This is a genomic window from Paenibacillus sp. FSL M7-0896 (assembly GCF_037975415.1).
Taxonomy (GTDB): Bacteria; Bacillota; Bacilli; order Paenibacillales; family Paenibacillaceae; genus Paenibacillus_AQ; species Paenibacillus_AQ silagei.
This window is the reverse complement of sequence record NZ_CP150250.1, coordinates 193,511-211,824: the sequence shown is the minus strand read 5'-3', so window position 1 is coordinate 211,824 and position 18,314 is coordinate 193,511. Positions and strand designations below refer to the sequence as shown.

14 protein-coding genes and 1 riboswitch are annotated in these 18,314 nt (G+C 53.5%); of the genes, 2 read left to right on the top strand and 12 right to left on the bottom strand.

What is annotated here, in order from left to right; translation table 11 throughout:
• Positions 1 to 10: 10 nt before the first annotated feature.
• Positions 11 to 991, top strand: a complete 981-nt coding sequence (locus MKY12_RS00890) for a polyprenyl synthetase family protein (RefSeq protein WP_339253231.1) — start codon at positions 11 to 13, stop codon at positions 989 to 991.
• Between the two features lie 873 nt (positions 992 to 1,864).
• Here MKY12_RS00890 and MKY12_RS00885 read toward each other — a convergent pair.
• From MKY12_RS00885 to MKY12_RS00835, 11 genes are all read right to left on the bottom strand, one after another.
• A complete protein-coding gene (locus tag MKY12_RS00885) occupies positions 1,865 to 2,749 on the bottom strand; it encodes a UbiA-like polyprenyltransferase (RefSeq protein ID WP_051477771.1) in 885 nt (294 codons plus the stop codon).
• A 17-nt stretch (positions 2,750 to 2,766) separates the two neighbouring features.
• Entirely contained in the window at positions 2,767 to 4,050 is a 1,284-nt protein-coding gene (locus tag MKY12_RS00880; RefSeq protein WP_339253228.1) for an aspartate aminotransferase family protein, read from the bottom strand.
• Positions 4,051 to 4,176: 126 nt separating this feature from the next.
• Positions 4,177 to 6,102: a U32 family peptidase gene (locus MKY12_RS00875; protein ID WP_339253226.1), complete on the bottom strand. Its 1,926-nt coding sequence runs from the start codon at positions 6,100 to 6,102 to the stop codon at positions 4,177 to 4,179.
• 21 nt (positions 6,103 to 6,123) lie between these two features.
• Positions 6,124 to 6,915 (bottom strand): energy-coupling factor transporter transmembrane component T, encoded by a 792-nt coding sequence (locus MKY12_RS00870; RefSeq protein WP_076085408.1) that lies wholly within the window; start codon positions 6,913 to 6,915, stop codon positions 6,124 to 6,126.
• Positions 6,908 to 7,816, bottom strand: coding sequence for an energy-coupling factor transporter ATPase (locus tag MKY12_RS00865; protein WP_339253224.1), 909 nt, complete (start codon positions 7,814 to 7,816; stop codon positions 6,908 to 6,910). Before MKY12_RS00865 ends, MKY12_RS00870 begins: the two co-directional genes overlap by 8 nt.
• Positions 7,792 to 8,658, bottom strand: coding sequence for an ATP-binding cassette domain-containing protein (locus tag MKY12_RS00860; RefSeq protein ID WP_339312532.1), 867 nt, complete (start codon positions 8,656 to 8,658; stop codon positions 7,792 to 7,794). The genes MKY12_RS00865 and MKY12_RS00860 overlap by 25 nt, the downstream gene beginning before the upstream one ends.
• Positions 8,659 to 8,677: 19 nt before the next feature.
• Positions 8,678 to 9,241, bottom strand: a complete 564-nt coding sequence (locus MKY12_RS00855; RefSeq protein ID WP_209994599.1) for a Gx transporter family protein — start codon at positions 9,239 to 9,241, stop codon at positions 8,678 to 8,680.
• The gene (locus tag MKY12_RS00850) at positions 9,225 to 9,614 is read right to left on the bottom strand and encodes a NusG domain II-containing protein (RefSeq protein WP_036700638.1); all 390 of its coding nucleotides are present in this window, start codon (positions 9,612 to 9,614) and stop codon (positions 9,225 to 9,227) included. The genes MKY12_RS00855 and MKY12_RS00850 overlap by 17 nt, the downstream gene beginning before the upstream one ends.
• A gap of 204 nt (positions 9,615 to 9,818) precedes the next feature.
• Entirely contained in the window at positions 9,819 to 11,333 is a 1,515-nt protein-coding gene (locus tag MKY12_RS00845) for an HD domain-containing phosphohydrolase (RefSeq protein ID WP_339253219.1), read from the bottom strand.
• Between the two features lie 517 nt (positions 11,334 to 11,850).
• Positions 11,851 to 12,816 (bottom strand): alpha/beta hydrolase, encoded by a 966-nt coding sequence (locus MKY12_RS00840; RefSeq protein ID WP_339257276.1) that lies wholly within the window; start codon positions 12,814 to 12,816, stop codon positions 11,851 to 11,853.
• 483 nt (positions 12,817 to 13,299) lie between these two features.
• A complete protein-coding gene (locus MKY12_RS00835; protein ID WP_339312531.1) occupies positions 13,300 to 16,197 on the bottom strand; it encodes a choice-of-anchor A family protein in 2,898 nt (965 codons plus the stop codon).
• An 81-nt stretch (positions 16,198 to 16,278) separates the two neighbouring features.
• A riboswitch (cyclic di-GMP riboswitch) is annotated at positions 16,279 to 16,371 on the bottom strand.
• Positions 16,372 to 17,121: 750 nt separating this feature from the next.
• On the opposite strand from MKY12_RS00835, the gene MKY12_RS00830 reads away from it, so the two are divergent.
• Positions 17,122 to 17,487 (top strand): hypothetical protein, encoded by a 366-nt coding sequence (locus MKY12_RS00830; protein ID WP_051478700.1) that lies wholly within the window; start codon positions 17,122 to 17,124, stop codon positions 17,485 to 17,487.
• Between the two features lie 362 nt (positions 17,488 to 17,849).
• On the opposite strand, the gene MKY12_RS00825 is transcribed toward MKY12_RS00830, so the two are convergent.
• Positions 17,850 to 18,272 carry an ASCH domain-containing protein gene (locus tag MKY12_RS00825; RefSeq protein ID WP_339253216.1) on the bottom strand — a complete coding sequence of 141 codons (423 nt, stop codon included), beginning with the start codon at positions 18,270 to 18,272 and terminating at the stop codon, positions 17,850 to 17,852.
• Positions 18,273 to 18,314 lie beyond the last annotated feature (42 nt).

The window sequence follows — 18,314 nt, the reverse complement described above, 5'->3', positions numbered from 1 at the left end:
AACATGAACGATGAAGCTGCATGAAGCCTTGAATATTGATCTGAATGAAATTAACCGTGAAATTAAGAATCTGGTCACCCATGATAAGGATGTTCCCAAAAAGTCGCAGCTGGCGCAGAGCATTCTTGAATTAACAGGCTCCGGCGGTAAACGCCTCCGCCCGCTGATGGTTATTGTCGGCAGCCGGTTTGGCCTGAGACCTGCCGGACGCCGAACTCTGCAATTATCCGCTGCGGCTGAATTTATCCATGTGGCCTCACTGATTCATGACGATATTATTGATAACGCCGAGCTGCGGCGGGGCGAGCCTGCGCTTCATATCAAGACAGGCATTCTATCCGCTGTTCATATCGGTAATTATATGTCTGCCCGCATCATTGAACTGCTCAGCAAGTACACCGGGGATAAGGACCGTTATGTTCACGATCTGTCCTCTGTTGCCACCTCCCAATTGTGTCTAGGCGAATATCAGCAATTAGAGCATGCCTTCGATTATGATCTTACGCTGGAGCAATATCTGGAGAAATCCCGTAACAAAACCGCGCTGCTAATGGCCACCTGCCTGCGGGTAGGCGCACTGTCGGCGGAGAGCAGCGCAGAGACAGCCCAGCTCCTCTATGATTTCGGCGAAGCGCTGGGGATGTCGTTCCAGATCCAGGATGATATCCTGGACTTCACGCAATCGGCGGATGTACTAGGCAAGCCGGCCGGCAGCGATCTCCGCCACGGCCAGGTTACCCTTCCGGTGCTCTTTGCCTTAGAGGATGCCGAGCTTGCCCCTGTCATCCGCAGAATAGGCCCTGGCTCATCTCCCGCCGACATCGAACAAGTCCTGGAGCTGGTAAGGAACAGTGACGCCCTAACCCGCTCAGAGGCCGTCAGCCAGGACTATCTGGCCCGGGCTGCTGCGATTGTGGAGCAGCTCTCCAGCTTCCCGGCGCATGCCGATCTGGAAACCCTGCTGCAGTACTTCGCTGGGCGTGACCGCTGAGCTCCGGACTGAATGGGTTATAGCCAGCGATGCTCTAACGCATTGTGGCCGTCAGCAGAGAATACCTGGCCAAGGCTGTTGCAATCGGTTAGCATCTGTAAGCTTTCGTACAATGCTTACGTAGCTCAGCTGTATTATGATGCTGCAAGCTCCACGCTGCTTTATTAGTTCATACTGTACGCTCCACCCTTCACACTATTTGTATTAACACATATTAAGTAAACGAGCCTGAGTAAGGCTCGTTTTTTTGTTTTTTATCACACTTCGCCGCGCTAATTGTATTTTGTACAACTAAAGTCCCCTCTAATGAGCTGGCAGGTGCTTTAATTGCACTCTGTACACCTATTTAGGCTGGAATGCCCTCAAAAGCTACTTTTCATTATTTTTAGTTGTACAGAATACATGTATCATACGAAATTAGCTTTTTGGATGTCTTTTAGTTGTACGAAATACACTTAACCGCCCACATCTCACCCATCCGCTAAATAGCGAACGCAGCGGAGCGTACGTGAGTGAGTTTAGCTATTGGTTTGTGATTTGTGGTTTTGGGGGTTTGGGGTTTGGGGTTTGGGGTTTGGGGTTTGGGGTTGCCCCCCCATAATGAAGAAAAGCGCGAAGCTCTAAGCTTATTCGCGCTTTTTCTGCCGCCCCCCGCTGGGTAGGCCTGTTGTCTTTTTGAAGTTAGTGTTGCTCAGGGAGAGGTTAGGACGGAACGGAGAGGAATTTTGGAACTGTAGGAGCGGCAGCGTTCGCCTTTAACTTCGGATTCCTACCGCGTTCAGCGGCTCGAATCAGGGAATCCGAAGTTAACAGCGACCGGAAGTCCAAACATTCCGCGCAGTGCAGCTCCCCACCCTCCTTCCCCCCCCCAACCTAATTAACGTAAAAATAATCAATCAGCGTACACAGCAAGATCACCATACTGATCACCTGATTCAAATTATAAGAAGCCACCTTCATCAGCTTACGGTTGGCAGGCTTGATAATCTTGTGCTCTGTCATAAGCAGTACCGTAGCGATGCCGATGCCCACCAGATACATCCAGCCGAGATCACGCCAGACGTACAGGAACAGCAGCAGCATAACCATAATGAAATGCAGCCCCTTGGAGATCCGCAGCGCGTTCTCCAGGCCGAAGAAGCTCGGGATGGACCATAAGCCGTTCTTCCGGTCGAACTCAATGTCCTGAGTCCCGTAGATGATATCAAACCCGGCAATCCAGAGCATCACCACGGTTCCGATCACGAATGGCGTGAACGCGATATTCCCGGTAACCGCAAACCAGGCGCCAATCGGCGCCGAAGCAATCACGAAGCCCAGATACAGATGGCTCAGGAAGGTGAACCGCTTCGTATAAGAGTAGGATGAGATCAGTACAATGGCTACCGGGGACAGCACCAGGCAGAGCAGGTTCAGCATCCCGGAGGCCACAATGAACAGGGCATAATTGATGATAATGAACAGAATGACTTCCTTCTCTGCGAGCAGACGCTGCGGCAGATGCCGGTGGGCGGTTCGCGGATTATTGCCGTCGAAGGTGCGGTCTACCAGACGATTGAACGCATTCGCCCCGTTGCGTGCCCCGATCAGCGCGATCAGTCCCCATAACATCATATGGCCGGAAGGCCAGCCTCCCGCCGCCCAGACCATCGAGATGATGGCAAAAGGCAGTGAGAACAGCGTATGCGAGAACATCACCAGCTCGCTGAACATTTTCATTTTAAGCGCCGTATGTTTAAAAGCATTAATGATAACCATATTGTTAGGCCTCTTTCTCAGTGGATCGCTTGCAGCACTTCATGGAGTGCATCCAGCAGGGCATCGATATTACCGGAAGTGACCACAAGCGGCGGCTGGAAGGCGAGGACGTTGCGGCCTATACCGTTTTTGCCGATCAGGTATCCGCGGTCCTTCAGCTCTTCCAGCACATAGTCTGTCACCGCAGCCGCATCCTCAGTCTCCGAACCGGCCAGCTCGGCCCCCAGCATAAGTCCGCTGCCCCGTACGTCGGTAATCAACGCAGGGTAACGCTCCTGGAGAGCAAGCAAGCCTTGCTTCAGCTGCCCGCCCAGCTCAGCCGCACGTTCTGCCAGCCGCTCATCACGGATGTAGTCTAGCACCGCCAGCGCCGTAGCCGCTGAGACCGGATTCCCTCCGAACGTCGAGGCGGAAGGCTTGTTCAGCGATGCCGCAATCTCATCCGTTGTGGAAAAGGCAGCGATCGGCACTCCGTTCCCCAGCGCCTTGGCCATGCTGATAATGTCCGGCACGACGCCGAAATGCTCCATCGCAAACATAGCTCCGCTCCGGCCGTAGCCGGTCTGGATTTCGTCGTCAATCAGCAGTACACCGTACTGCTCAAGCAGCGCCTTCACCTCACCGAAATAGGACAGCGCAGGCATGACGATCCCGCCGTTCCCTTGAATCGGCTCCACGATCATGGCGGCAATGGTGTCTCCTTGGGCAGCGAGTACCTCCTTCAGATTCTGGATCGACTGCGCCGCCGCTTCCTCCAGCGTCAATTCCGGATGATACGGGCGTTTAATGAACGTTACATCCTCATCGAGGTAGGCATCGGTTCTCCACATTTGCAGCCCGGTCACACTCATAGTGAGATTGGTCCGGCCATGCAGGCCAGCTTCCAGGGCGATGAAGCCTTTGCGGCCGGTATGCATCCGCGCCAGCAGCAGCGCCCCTTCATTCGCCTCCGAGCCGCTGTTGACGAAGAATGTCCGGCGCAGCGCGCCCGGCAGCACTTCTTCCAGGCGTTCCGCCAAATCTACATTCGGCTGGGTCAGATAGATCGGCGAAGTGTGCTGCAATTGCTGAAGCTGTGCTATCGTACGGGAAGTAATAGCCGGATTACAGTGGCCGCAGGCAACCACTGAGACTCCTGCGAAGAAGTCGGTGTATTCCTTGCCGTTCTCATCGTAGACATACTGCATGCTTCCGCGCACCAATTGCGGGGCATCCCGGTAAAAATGTGCGGTACACGGGTAGAAATACTGCTTTCTTTTGGCAGCTACCGCTTCTCTTCCAATGATGACGCTCTGTTCCATGTAAATCCCTCACTTTCAACTGCTGATAATTCAAGATGATTAGTTTGTGAAAAAAGGTACTTATAATTGCGCCATATGCCCTTATTATACTCTCCTCGGCGTTAATTTAAAATTGAATTATTAGCATTAGTTGAATTGCAGTGAACCGAGGGTGTATCCCGCATAGACCGGCTTCAGCCCGCCCAGCAGTTCCTCCACCGGCTTCGCCCCATCCATTGCAGCCTGATAAGCAGCAATAATGGTACGCAGCTCCTCTATGCTGTATGTCGCACCTTCAATCCGGAAGCTTGTAATTCCCAGGCCGTTCATTTCACCCAGCATCGGGAGATAACATAGCTCCTTGGCGAACAGCAGATGGCAGCGGCCATATTGGTCACGGTAGACCGGGTTCTCGCCCTTGTCGGTCTTGAGCACCAGCACTTCATTACGGACATACTGGTTGTCTTCCTCCCCAATCGGCTCCATCACCTCTGTATTCTCGAACAGATCATGCTCCATATACATCAATGCAGGCGTTCCGTGAACCACAACCTCCAGCGGCAAGTCACTGTGCGAGGTGAAGGAGGCGAAATGCTCCAGCGTCATCTCCGGCGAAACGGTCAGCTTCGTCAGGCCCAGTCCGGCATACAGTCCGGCTGACAGATGGTTGTATACATTCAGATTGGCATCGCCCATCATCGGGTAACCGGTGCCACGGTAACGGCGGATCGCCCCCAGGTTCGTAATGATCAGGCCGTCAATCGGCAGCCGTTCCCCGTTCAGCAGATGATCATATTGGTCGAAATGCAGCTCGTTCATCATCCGCGGCAGACCCAGATATAGCTTGGTATGGCCTTTTACCGCTCCAAGATCCTTAATATCCTGCTTCGTAAAAGGACGGTCCGGCTCAAACACATCGCCCGGCAGGTACAAGCTGTCTACTCCCATCTCCAGTACGAGTCGCGCTTGCTCCATATTATTCACACGCACTGCCAGCTCAGGCTTGATAAGGGTACTGCGTCTGTCTTCAGCCATTCGTGCCCGCAGTTCCGTCACCCGCTCTGCAGATAGCTCACGCTCGGCAGTCGGCGTACTGAATACTTTGCCAGTACTGTAGAACTTGCCTGTTCCCTCATAACGGCGGTTGATATTCGACAGTCCCGGTTTGCCAAAAGCATACGCCGTGGAGAAATCACGCTTACGGTTGTTATACAGCTCTTTGGAATCCTGGGTCCGGTCGAAGCCCAGCGGATCATCAATATAACGGTCAATCGCATCGCCGTAGCTGTTGGACAGCATCACCATGAAGTCTTTATCGCGCATACGGCCTTCGATTTTGAAGGAAGTAATGCCCGATTCAATCAGCTCCGGAAGATGCTCATACATGAACATATCCTTCACCGCCAGCGGATATTCCGCAGGGAAGACATAGCCGTCACGCTTGATCCGGTAATCCCAGCGGCAAGGCTTCATGCATTTGCCCCGGTTGCTGCTCATCCCGAACACCTGAGAGCTGAAATAACAGTTCGCCCCGTGGACAGAGCACATATCGCCATGGATGAAATACTCCAGCTCCATACCGCTTCTTGCGCCCAGCAGCTTCGCAGTCTGCAGATCCATCTCCCGCGAGGTAACCACCCGGCTGACGCCCAGCTCCTTCAGCGCGTGGATCATCTCCAGATTATGCACATTCATCATGACGGATGCGTGAACCGGCAGATTCAGCCCCATCTCGCGGATCAATTCCAGCACCGCCATATCCTGCACGATCAGCGCGTCCGGGCGGGCCGTGTCCAGGAAGCTAAGGTACGCTCTGGCCTCTTCCACATCCTCTTCGCTGAACAGATTGTTGACCGTGATATATACTTTTTTGTCCATACTATGAGCGATATTCAGGGCTTCGATAATCTCTTCATGACTCAAGTTGTAGCCCTTGCGCATCATTCTCATGTTAAGCACCGGACCGCCGAAATACACCGCGTCACACTTCGATTCAATAACAGCCTTGAAGATCTCGAAGGTTCCCGCTGGTGCCAATAACTCTACTTCTTTACCATTAAAATAACGTGCCATTCCCGTATCCCCCTAAATGTCTTACAATAATACAACTGCAACTCCCAGTACAACAAACATAGCAACAAAAAGCGTATCCGCCGCGCCCCACCTGAGCCGGTGATACCGGCTGCGCGGCGCATCCATGCGGAAGCCCCGGGCTTCCATGGAATAGATCAGATCCTGGGCGCGCCGGAACGCACTGGCGATAACCGGGACCAGCAGCGAGACAAGCATCCGCGCCTTCTCCTTCAGCGGCAGCTCCTTCAGATCCGCTCCGCGCGAGGCCTGCGCCTTCAGGATAATCTGCGCCTCATCCAGAATCGTCGGGATGAAGCGGAGCGCGATGCTAATCATCAGCGTAATCCGGTCCGGTGACAGCCGGAGCTTCTTAAGCGGGGCCAGTACTCCCTCAAGTCCCTGATTCAGCTTGGCGGGTGTCGTCGTGAAGGTCAGTAGGGCTGTGAAGGTCAGCAGGAATAACATGCGGATGACAGAAAATGCTCCCATCCGCAGGCCGCCCGCATGCAGCGAGAACGAGCCAAGCGACCATAGCACCTCCCCTTCCTTCACGGATAGCGCCTGTACGATGAAGATGAACAGCATCAGATAACGCAGAGGCTTCGCAGCCTTGATGAAATATTTCAGTGGAATGCGGGTCGTCGCCATCACCACGATGGAGAAGACCGCGACCAGCCCGATCGATATCCAGGAAGTGGACAGCAGGATGATGGCTACATAGAGCAGCATCCCGGTGATTTTGGACCGGGCATCCAGCTTATGGACCCAGGAGCCCGTATCAATGCTGCGTCCCAGCAGCAGACGCTCATTCATGGCCATTCCCCATTTCTTCCGTGCCGGAGGCATTCAGCATGCGGCGCTCTTCCAGCAAGGCCGCAAGCCGCCCCGCGAGGCCCTCCGCTGTAAGGAGCGGCTTCTCGCCGCTAAGGCCGAAGCGCTCGGCGGCAGCCTGCCAGTAACGCAGAGACTGCGGAACCCGCAGTCCGCAGCGCGTAAGAATCGCCGGATCAGCGGCCAGCTCACCGCCGCTGCCCTGGAAGGCGAGCTCCCCATCCTTAAGCAGCACCCAGTTGTCGGCATACGGCAACAGTTCATCCATCCGGTGCGTCACGATGATGATCGTCCGGCCCTGCTCGCGGCACAGCCGCTCCAAGAGCGCGATCAGCTCCGCGCGGCTTACCGGGTCCAGGGTGGCTGTCGGCTCATCCAGCACCACAATGTCCGGGTCCATTGCCAGCACGGAAGCGATAGCCGCCTTGCGCATCTGTCCTCCGCTGAGCCGGAAGGGATTGCGCTCCAGCAGCGCCAGATCCAGCCCCATGTCCGTCATCGACTTGCGGGCCCGTGCCTTGGCCTCCTCCAGACTGACTCCGAAGTTCAGCGGCCCGAAGCAGAGATCCTTCTCCACCGTATCTTCGAACATCTGCTGCTCCGGGAATTGAAAGACGAGGCCTACCCTCCGCCGCAGCGGAAGCAGCCTCGGTGATTTCTCCCCAGCAGTTATCGTTACATCCAGCACCTGCACCGTGCCTTCCGTCGGCTTAAGAATGCCATTGAACAGCTGGAGCAGTGTAGATTTGCCGGAGCCGGTGGCTCCGGCAATGCCGGTCAGCGAACCCTCGGCAATCTCCAGATTAATCCCGTGCAGCGCCGTCTGCTTCCACATACTGCGGTCGGCATACGTGTAGCTTACTTGCTGTAGTTGTATTGCCATAGTGTGTCTATAAGCTCCTTTTCGCTGGCGGGTACATCCACCGTAATTCCCCGGCTCTCCAGTTCACGGGCTAGCTGCCAAGTATAAGGCTCCCGCAAATGACACTTCTCCAGCAGCTCCGCATCACGGAACAGCTCCGCAGGTGATACATCTGCCGTAATGCTTCCCCCGTGCAGCGCAAGCACCCGGTCCGAAGCCAGAATCTCATCGGCATCATGGGTAATCAGCAGAATCGTGTAGCTGCCCGCGGCCTGCATGTCCCGCAGAATCCCCATCAGCTCATCGCGGCTGCCTTCGTCCAACATAGAAGAGGCCTCGTCGAAGATGACGATGCCTGGCTTCATGGCGAGAATCGAGGCGATGGCCACTCGCTGCTTCTGCCCGCCCGACAGCTCTCCGGGATGCTTCGACAGCAGATGGCCAATCCCGAGCTTACCAGTATAGAATTCAAGCCGCTCCTTCATCTCTTCGTAGGACAGGCACTGGCCCTCCAGGCCGAAGAGAATATCTTCTTCCACCGTCTGACCGATGAACTGGTTATCGGGGTTCTGGAAGACCATTCCGATGCATTGCCGGATGGACTGAACCGTCTCTTCCTGCAGCGTATGTCCGCAGACAGAGATCTGGCCTGCACTCTTCGGAAGCAGCGCATTCAGCAGCTTGACCAGGGTCGATTTGCCGCAGCCGTTAGGCCCCACAATGCTCACCCATTGGCCCTGCGGGATCGACACGTTGATATCGTGGAGAATCGGATGCTCCGGGTCATAGCCGAAGGATACGCCCTCAAGGGCAATCACCGCTGGCTTTTCACCGGCTTTTGTATCGTTGTACGCTTGATTCATGTTACTCATCCTTCCGCAGCTAGTGACCCGGTCCGTTCAGGAACTCTTCAAACAAGGATATTTTGGATAGCGAGTCAACCACATACCGGACGGCGAAGCCGACAGCAATGCCCGTAATAATACCGGTAATCAGCAGCACCGGCAGGTAATAGAAAATACTCGTTGAATTGAACACGAACGAGGCTGCCAGCAGCTGCCCCGTATTGTGAGCCAATCCGCCTGCAATGCTGATGCCGATGACACTGAATTTTTTGCGGCCGAGCTTCACCAGCGCGAACATCACGATGAAGCTGAACAGGGAACCGAACAGGCTGAACAGCAGGCTGGACAGCGTACCGAGCAGGAAGGCGGTCAGCAGGGTCTTGAGGATCACCAGTACCAATACATCGCGTCCGCGCAAAAAGTAAATGCAGGTCAAAATCATAATATTGGCGAAGCCCAGCTTCGCCCCGGGCATCAGCCCCACTCCTGCGAGCGGGATCTGCGCCTCCACAATACTCAGCACCACAGCAACGGCAGCGAATATAGCGATAATTACGGTCCGCTTCAGCGCTGTAGCCGATTCACTACTGGACATAGCCATCTACTTCATCCTCCCCGGCCGCACTTGCAATCTCCACCAATACCCGGTGCGGAAGACATACGATGGTCTGCTTCGGCAGCGTGATGAATCCGAAGCCGAGACAGACCTTATCGGGACAATCCGCATCAAACATCTCGACCCCGTAATCATGCACCTTAAGAATGTTATAGCCCCGTTCGGTGCGGACCTCAATAGTCTGCTCTTCTTTGGTAAGGGTTATCGTTTTGAATAACTTACCATCTACCGTGATGTTGGCCTTGAGTTCTTTGCCCGGCCCACCTTTATCAGCATCGTTTGACAGCCATCTTGGCACGAGAAAAGCGAGCGCAGCAATCAGAACGATAGAAATCAGCAGCACATCTGCGCGTTTCATAGAAATCTCCCTTATTTTTTAATTAAAATCCAGACTTAATAATTATAACGGTCTGCCCTCAATCCTTCAATGAATGTAGTCGTTAATTGTCGTAATTCCATGTCAGTTCACAAAATAGGCACGCAAAGCTGAAGCGGATCCTCCATAAACTGGATAGTATCCGCTTCGGCAAGGAATATAAGGATAATGCAATCATTTATAGAATTACCCGGCTTGGACGGGCTGAGCACCCTTAGAGGCTTCCGGCTTCCGGCCGAAGTACCCCAGGAACAGTCCGGCGAATTCAGGGTCCCACTGACTCCCCCTGCCCTGCTCCAGAATATTCAGCGCCCGTTCATGGTCCATCCCTTTCCGGTAAGGCCGGTCGGACGTCATAGCATCATAAGCATCCGCCACAGCGATAATCCGGCCGTGCAACGGAATATTCATACCGGCAAGACCATCCGGGTAGCCCCGGCCGTCATAACGCTCATGATGCGAGCGGACGCCGCCCAGATAGGGTGCCATTTTGTCCGCCGGTTCAATCTGCCGCAGAATATTCTCTCCCAGCACCGTATGACTCTGAATCTGGAGGAATTCCTCATCCGTTAAGGCTTCTTCCTTGAACAGGATGCTGTCTCTCACCCCGATCTTACCAATATCATGCAGCAGTGCTGACTTGCGCAGATCATCCAGCTCCTGCCCCCTCAGTCCGGCCAGCTGCCCGATAATCACCGAATACTCCGCTACACGGAGAGAGTGTCCTGCCGTATACGAATCGCGGGCGTCCAGCGCCACGGCAAGGGTGGAGAAGTAGCTGTCCAGCAGCTGGCGGCTCTGCTGCTCCCGCGCCTGCAGCCCCCGGACCATCATGTTAAAGCCTGCCACCAGCTTCGAGAATTCATCGGAGTACTCATCCTGCACCTGGATCAGATTGCCGTCCTTCACCTGGTTCATCGCCTGATACAGCTCATGGATCGGATGCTGTACGCTGTTCGTCAGCAGCCAGGCCGCAATGGAGGAGAACAGCGTGCCGATCAGCAGCACCATCCCCGCCCAGGCCCAGTAGCTCTGAAGTCCGACGACGACTATCGAATCCCCTTCACCGTTCATACGGATATGCGTGGCCATAATAAACAGGAACAGCGGGAAGGTGCCGATCAGCATACAGCTTACCAAGAATTTGGGGCGTATCGGCACGAACACATGGCCCTCCAGGGAAAAATCCACACCATACTGCTCCAGCGCACGGTTCCTGAATTCCTTGATCAGCGGAATAATGGAGGTGCAGGTCAGGAAGAATTCAATGAGGGAATGCATACAAGCCACAAGCACTGCGCAGCACATCGCCAGAATCAGATAGAAGTACGGAAACGTGACCCAGCCAGAATGGATCATCCACACCGACAGCAGCAGAGCCGGAACGGATAATCCGAGCAGATGCGGCCCCATAATCCGCTGTATAGCCCGTTTGGGCAGCAGGTGCGTATGCAGATATGCTTCTTCCAGCATCGATAGCGCAGCATTCTCCTGAACGAGCGCAGCCCGTATGGGCCTGATCTGTCTGAGAAAGACAGTAATCTCTATAGACGCCATTATTACGAAAGAACAAGCAAGTACCAGTAAGAGGCGGTAGTATTCAACCCGGCTGATCTCCAGGGAAGATAACATAAGCAGACTCCCGACCGCGAGTACCGCTACCGCTGAGCCGAAGATGTAGTTCCGGATCTGATTTCTCAAAAAGCTTCTGTATAGTCTCATCTGTCCACTCATCCCCGTCCGGCCTCAGCCCAATATACAGTTGCATTTATGTGAAGACCATGCTATAATAAAATAATATTTGTTTTCGAGTATGTTTATCCCCATCAAGAAGATGTCAGGCCGATGAATCACTTCTCTATATTATCGGCGGTTTGGACACAATATCTTACGTTTTCTTGCAGTACTTATCCCTTTTATGAGACTAAATTCGAACATAGCATTCCGATTCACACTGGCGCGGCCACGGAGCCGCAAGGACAAAAGAGAGGTAGGGCTTTTGTCGTATTGGAAGGATTATTCTCGCCACACGGCTGCTGGAAATAACAAGGAATAACGACACCCGTCTTGCTCACAGACGGCGGGGGATTAATATACCGATAAGACATGGCTGGCTGCTTCTCTGTTCTTCAGGGAAAGGCCCCATGTGTGGAACATAATTAGCGCCCGATAACCGCTGTCAGCGGATATCGGGCGCGTCTACGTTCTACGGACTTTTTTACCGTATAGATTCAGCGGCAGCCGGACTGTGTACATAACGTTCCACGAATTCGCCTACTGTGCGGATGTATGTGCTTTTATCCGTATCATAGGCAAGACCATGCCCCGCTCCATGCACCACCAGTTGCTCCTTCGGACTCCGGCAGGCCTCATACAGCTCATTCATCATTGCATAAGGCACGAACTTATCCGCATCCCCGTGGATGAACAGAATCGGCACCTTGGCCTTGCGAACCTGCTTCAGCGCAGACGCCTCCCCGAAGAAATAACCGGCCTTCATCCGGGTCACCAGACTGGCCACCGGCACAAACGGGAAGCTGGGCAGACGGTACATCCGCTTCAGCTGATAGGACAGCTGCGCCTTGACCGAGGTGTAGCCGCAATCGGCGACAATCGCCTTGACCTGCGGAGGAAGCTCCTCCCCGGACGTCATCAGCACCGTAGCCCCGCCCATTGATACACCATGCAGCACGATCTGCGCATCCGGACCGTTCTCCTGCAGGACGAATCTGATCCATTTCAGATAATCCCGGCGCTCCGGCCAGCCAAAGCCGATATAATCGCCTTCACTTTTCCCATGTCCCCGGGCATCAGGCAGCAGCACATTGTACCCCAGATTCTCATAATAGTTCTTAGCAGTCGCTCCCATATCCTTGGCCTTCCCGGAATACCCGTGGGCAACAATGACCGTCCGTCCGGCAGCACGCTCTGACGCCAGATAATAGCCCTGCAGCTTGAGCCCATCCTCAGACATCAGCTCCACCTCACGGAAGGTCTGCCGGGACACCCACTCCGCTCCTTCTCCCCACGAGGCTCCGGCCACCGGCGGCGGATCGATCTTAAGGTCTGGGGTCTTGGCCAGGAATTCCTTAGGGGCCCGTTTAATGGCTACTCCATAAAAATAGAATCCTGCATACCCCACCCCTCCGGCCACCACGATCAGCACCACAAGCAGGTATATCATCCACATCAACGTTCCTCCTTCAGTAAGCAACCATATTAATTTGAGCCTAGTATAGCATGGGAGTTAGGCCAACTAAAAATACGGCTGAGGCGCAAACTTCAACTCCATTGTACTCTGCATGACTCTTGAAAGAAGCAGGTGGACTCATTTAGCATACTCGCCTTCCCGCAGCAGATTGCATGTATGTTGTTTTCCACATACATTTGATCCGCTGACTCTCTCACCGGCACATTGTATGCTGTTTTCCACATACATTTGGTCCGCTGACTCTCTCATCGGCACATTGTATATTGTTTTTCGCATACATTGGTCCGCTGACTCTCTCACCGGCACATTGTATGTTGTTTTTCGCATACATTCTGTATCCGGGCACTTATTTCCAACGAAAAAAAGAGCTGCTTCCAGGAGAACATCTTCTCCGAAAGCAGCCCTTGTCAAATTACAGGATCATCGTTTGTTTGTATAAATCTCAGTTCGGGTCACTCACTTACGTTTGCTGTTTCTGGTGGTTCTTCTAAGAATCAAGCCCAGACCAGCGAGTGCCAAACCGGCAAAATAATAAGGCGCAGGACTGGATTCGCCCGTCTTCGGCAAGGTTCCATCCACAGGCACACCGCCTAGAGGAACCTCATCATCAATAAGGACTACACCGGGTGCCGGTTCTGCTGAAGGCGTTGGCTCCGGTGTTGCTGCTATTTGCGCAACCGCAACAGCCGGTGTCGGCGTCGGCACTGTTGTAGCTATTGGAGTTGCTACAGGTCCAAGCGGCAGCGGATCATCATTCACAACCACATCATTGCTCACGATAAATCCGATAATCGGAGTCGGCGTAGGCACTGGAGGGAAACTGAACGGCGGCGATGTTGGCGCTGGTGTTGTTACTGGTGTTGGTTCTGGTGTCGGCGTTGGTGTCGGCTCTACCGTCGGTGTTGGTGTTGGCGTTGCCGTCGGTGTCGGTGTTGGCGTTGGCGTCGGTGTTGGTGTTGGCGTTGGTGTTGGCGTCGGCTCTACCGTTGGTGTCGGTGTTGGCGTTGGTTCTACCGTTGGCGTTGGTGTCGGCTCTACCGTTGGTGTCGGTGTTGGTTCTACCGTCGGTGTTGGTGTTGGTTCTACCGTCGGTGTTGGTGTTGGCTCTGCCGTTGGCGTTGGTGTTGGCTCAGCTGTTGGCGTTGATGTCGGTTCTGCCGTTGGCGTTGGTGTTGGCTCAGCTGTTGGCGTTGGTGTTGGCTCTGCCGTTGGCGTTGGTGTCGGCTCAGCTGTTGGCGTTGGTGTCGGCTCTGCCGTCGGTGTTGGTGTTGGCTCTACCGTTGGCGTTGGTGTTGGCTCAGCTGTTGGCGTTGGTGTCGGCTCTGCCGTTGGTGTTGGTGTCGGTTCCGCCGTTGGCGTTGGTGTTGGCTCTACCGTTGGCGTTGGTGTTGGTTCCGCCGTTGGCGTTGGTGTCGGCTCTGCCGTTGGTGTTGGTGTCGGTTCTGCCGTTGGCGTTGGTGTCGGTTCTGCTGTCGGCGTTGGTGTTGGTTCTACCGTCGGTGTTGGTGTCGGTACTGCCGTTGGTGTTGGTGTCGGTTCTGCCGTTGGTGTTGGTGTCGGTTCTGCCGTTGGCGTTGGTGTCGGTACTGCTGTTGGCGTTGGTGTCGGTACTGCCGTTGGTGTTGGTGTCGGCTCTGCCGTTGGCGTTGGTGTCGGTCCCGCTGTTGGCGTTGGTGTTGGTTCTGCCGTCGGTGTTGGTGTCGGTCCAGCTGTTGGCGTTGGTGTCGGTACAGCTGTTGGCGTTGGCGTCGGCTTCACAGTTGGTGTTGGTGTCGGCTTCACGGTCGGCGTTGGCTTCACAGTTGGCGTTGGTGTCGGCTTCACGGTCGGCGTTGGTGTTGGCTTCACCGTTGGTGTTGGAGTCGGCACCGCTGTTGGTGTCGGTGTTGGCTTCACCGTTGGCGTTGGTGTCGGCTTCACAGTCGGTGTTGGTGTCGGCTTCACAGTCGGCGTTGGTGTCGGCTTCACGGTCGGCGTTGGTGTCGGCTTCACGGTCGGCGTTGGCGTCGGCTTCACGGTCGGTGTTGGCGTCGGCTTCACAGTCGGCGTTGGTGTTGGCTTCACGGTCGGCGTTGGTGTTGGCTTCACGGTCGGCGTTGGTGTTGGCTTCACAGTCGGCGTTGGTGTCGGCTTCACGGTCGGCGTTGGTGTCGGCTTTACAGTCGGTGTTGGCTTTGGAGTTGGAGTGCACACAGGTGTAGGTGACGGTTTTATGGTCGGTGTTGGCTTCACAGTTGGAGTCGGCGTTACCGTCGGCGTTGGCTTCACTGTAGGTGTAGGCGTTACCGTTGGTGTTGGCTTCACTGTAGGTGTTGGTGTTACCGTCGGTGTCGGCTTCACTGTAGGTGTTGGTGTTACCGTCGGTGTTGGCTTCACTGTAGGTGTTGGTGTTACCGTCGGTGTTGGTTTCACTGTCGGTGTCGGTGTAGCCGCTGGTGTCGGTGATGGACTAGGTGTCGGCGTTGCGGTCGGCGTCGGACTCGGTGGCGGCCCCTCTCCCTCGTACAATCCCAGGTGCATCTCAACCCCGCCGCTAAAAGATTTTGCAATCAGAGTCCCGTACAGCTCTGCTCCGGCATAATGAACATCCGCTCTAGGTGCGAGGATCGTCCCGAAGAATGAGGTATAAGCGATATTCACCTCAGAAGCTTCGTAAAAGTTGAACAATACCTGACTGGCTCTGCCGTTATTCATTGCAAAACTTGGCACATTGACTATAGACCCGCTAATATTAATAATCAGCGTAGCGTTCTGTGCAATGTTGAATTCGATATAGTTGGTCTTCGCCAGTGTCGAGGCATCCAAATGAACTACATTGAAACGATCCGGTGCACTTATCTTGAGCTGTCCATAATTGTTATTGCCGATCTCATTCGTGTCAGCCAAGGCCCCATACTCTGTGGAACGGGAGATCAGAGCTTGCTGCTCGGCTGCAAAATCAATCGGGCTGGCATTTTTCTTCCCGCCTTTGATGTTGACACCAGGCTCATTGGCTGTAAAGCTATCCCCAAATACCACATTTCCATAGATCTCTCCACTGCCTGAATGTACAAAATTCTTACCGGCCACAAGTACATCCGTCGGCGAAGCATCCCTGTATGCCCTAGCTACTCCGTAACCTCCGGAGAGGGTAATGTCCCCCGCCGCTGCCAGGCGGCCTTCAATCTGATCATTGGCTTGTTTAAAATCCCCGAGGATAAAAGCATTAAAATTCCCTGCGACCCCCAAAACCGGTGTTGGCGTATACGGCACCCCTGAAGCTGCTCTGACATCCGTGCCCCACGTAAAAGCACTGGATACGGTCAATAGGCCCGCCATAATGATGGCGGCTGTTTTACGTACTCCTTTTTTCAATAGTCCACACCTCCTAGTTACTATTCTATGAATCTGTCACGCGACTATAACAACAAAAAGACCGCCACGAAGGGTTAGCTTCACGGCGGCCGGACGACCCTAGCCTCAACTTTAGAGACAGTAGATTCCTGACTTTGCGTCCCGTTCTTTCGATACGGTTTGCGTTTGTACATGATTTCGGTATGCAATTGAGATTTGCTTATGTAAGATCATTGTTGAGTCTATGACATTTGTTACTTTTGTACTAATTTCAGTTTATCCGCTCTCCCACCCTATTGTCAATCCACTCCCAGTATATTTTTTGAAATTATTTTTTACGATGGTTGCTCATTGATCCCTTGTACCATAAGGGTTCAGGGGCGAGTCTCTTTTTTATCTACTGACGAAAAAAGTCGAGAAATCAGAGGATTGGCTATAGCCGTTTGTCTCTCTTTTCTATAATACTATCAATTTATATCATTAAAATTTGATGCATTCGTCCTATTTTATCGCCCTCAGCCCACCCCTACTCATTATCTGCTCCTGTTCAATGCAATTTTACCTATTTTTGGGCATCTCAGCTCCAAAAAAAGTGCCGCCCATAGGGACGACACCTGCTAATAGACTTCATATATTTTGAATAAAATGTCGCCTAGGCAGACCCGAACAGCTGAACCCAGCCAATCATCGATACCCAGAGCGGAACACTTAGAATGATCCCGAATACCAAACCACGGCGGAGGCTTCCTTCATGACTCATTGCCATTCTCCTTTGAGCTGATTTATTTATCAATCTTTAATATTTCAATTTTAATATAAAATAATTCATCTTATTTTTTTGTGAAATATATCACATTATTTGAGTTAATTTATAAAACCCATTGATTATTTTTTGAAGGATGAGTTACAATGCGAATATACGTTCTCTTTGAGGGGTTGAGAAGGATGCAAAGAGCAGAGAGCCAGGATAACCTGCTGGTCAAATCCTATATTTTGCTGCCGCTTATTCTATCCGCCTTCGAGCGCGATGCTTCTGCTATAGCCTCTGAGCTGCGCACGCCTGCACCTTATCTGGAGGTAATCCAGTCGGCCGCTCATGCCGCTTCTGCCGATCTGCGGGAGGTCCGTGCCGGAATGCGCGCCCGTGGTCTGAAGGTCTATGAGCAGCAGCGGTTGGAGACGGGTGTTGAAGCCAAATTTGTCTGCAGGGGCTATCACGAACGGATGCTGCTGCTGGATGATGTGATTGCCGCCCAGGCCACTCTGCATATGCGCAGATATCTGGGTATGGAGAAGATGGAGCAGCGCTAACAAAGAAGCCTGCCGCAAGCGGCAGACTTCTGCATTAAATGATCACCGGGATGCGGTTACATTAACAACGTCCAATACCCCAATGTGCCGCATATCACCACCACAGCTACCGGGTACAGGATTCTCCGGCTTACCTGATCCCTGAACGCAAGAAACAAACAAAGCATACAAAGCCATGCAATTAGAAGGCTTCCCATCTATTATGCATACGCTCCTTCCCGGCATTTCTGCCCCTCTCCAGCGGTAGACCGCCTCAGAGCACAACTCTCCTTATATATAGGAAGATTTCCCGCCGAATATCCCAATTATACCAGCTGACAGCCAATCTGGAGCAATTTTTCTTCACATTGCCGTCAAGAAATTCACAATTCCTCTTCCAGCACCGGATATTCCCAGAAACCCAGACGTCCCTTAGCAGGTATGGGATGTACCAGCGGAACAACCTCCTCCAGCATCCAGGCATACCTTCCTTCGGCATAATTGCCGAATACATATTCATTGCCGCCCGGCCAGCCTTGCTGCGAAAGCTCCGGCGTCACCTCACAGCAATCCGCAATGCGGCTGACTGCAATGATCTTGCCCGTCGGCAGGTTGTCCGCAGTGTAGCCGTGACGGGCCAGCAACGACTGATACGGCTCCGTCCGGCAGATCGCCTTATTCACCTGCATCCCGGCATGAATGGCTAACTCTCCCCGGTGGGCGGTCCGCCAGGTCCGGGTTTCGATTTGTTTTTCTCCCAGCGCAATTAACGTGGCCCACGGCTGGCGAATGGTTAGGCATTTCATAATGCAGCTTACCTCCTATGTTGAACACCTTTTACTTAGAAT

What these genes read in the sequence shown, in the direction of transcription:
- MKY12_RS00890 (WP_339253231.1), top strand. Translation starts at nt 11, where the DNA reads ATGAAGCTGCATGAAGCCTTGAATATTGATCTGAATGAAATTAACCGT.
- MKY12_RS00885 (WP_051477771.1), bottom strand. Translation starts at nt 2,749, where the DNA reads ATGGTTATCATTAATGCTTTTAAACATACGGCGCTTAAAATGAAAATG.
- MKY12_RS00880 (WP_339253228.1), bottom strand. Translation starts at nt 4,050, where the DNA reads ATGGAACAGAGCGTCATCATTGGAAGAGAAGCGGTAGCTGCCAAAAGA.
- MKY12_RS00875 (WP_339253226.1), bottom strand. Translation starts at nt 6,102, where the DNA reads ATGGCACGTTATTTTAATGGTAAAGAAGTAGAGTTATTGGCACCAGCG.
- MKY12_RS00870 (WP_076085408.1), bottom strand. Translation starts at nt 6,915, where the DNA reads ATGAATGAGCGTCTGCTGCTGGGACGCAGCATTGATACGGGCTCCTGG.
- MKY12_RS00865 (WP_339253224.1), bottom strand. Translation starts at nt 7,816, where the DNA reads ATGGCAATACAACTACAGCAAGTAAGCTACACGTATGCCGACCGCAGT.
- MKY12_RS00860 (WP_339312532.1), bottom strand. Translation starts at nt 8,658, where the DNA reads ATGAATCAAGCGTACAACGATACAAAAGCCGGTGAAAAGCCAGCGGTG.
- MKY12_RS00855 (WP_209994599.1), bottom strand. Translation starts at nt 9,241, where the DNA reads ATGGCTATGTCCAGTAGTGAATCGGCTACAGCGCTGAAGCGGACCGTA.
- MKY12_RS00850 (WP_036700638.1), bottom strand. Translation starts at nt 9,614, where the DNA reads ATGAAACGCGCAGATGTGCTGCTGATTTCTATCGTTCTGATTGCTGCG.
- MKY12_RS00840 (WP_339257276.1), bottom strand. Translation starts at nt 12,816, where the DNA reads ATGATATACCTGCTTGTGGTGCTGATCGTGGTGGCCGGAGGGGTGGGG.
- MKY12_RS00830 (WP_051478700.1), top strand. Translation starts at nt 17,122, where the DNA reads ATGCAAAGAGCAGAGAGCCAGGATAACCTGCTGGTCAAATCCTATATT.
- MKY12_RS00825 (WP_339253216.1), bottom strand. Translation starts at nt 18,272, where the DNA reads ATGAAATGCCTAACCATTCGCCAGCCGTGGGCCACGTTAATTGCGCTG.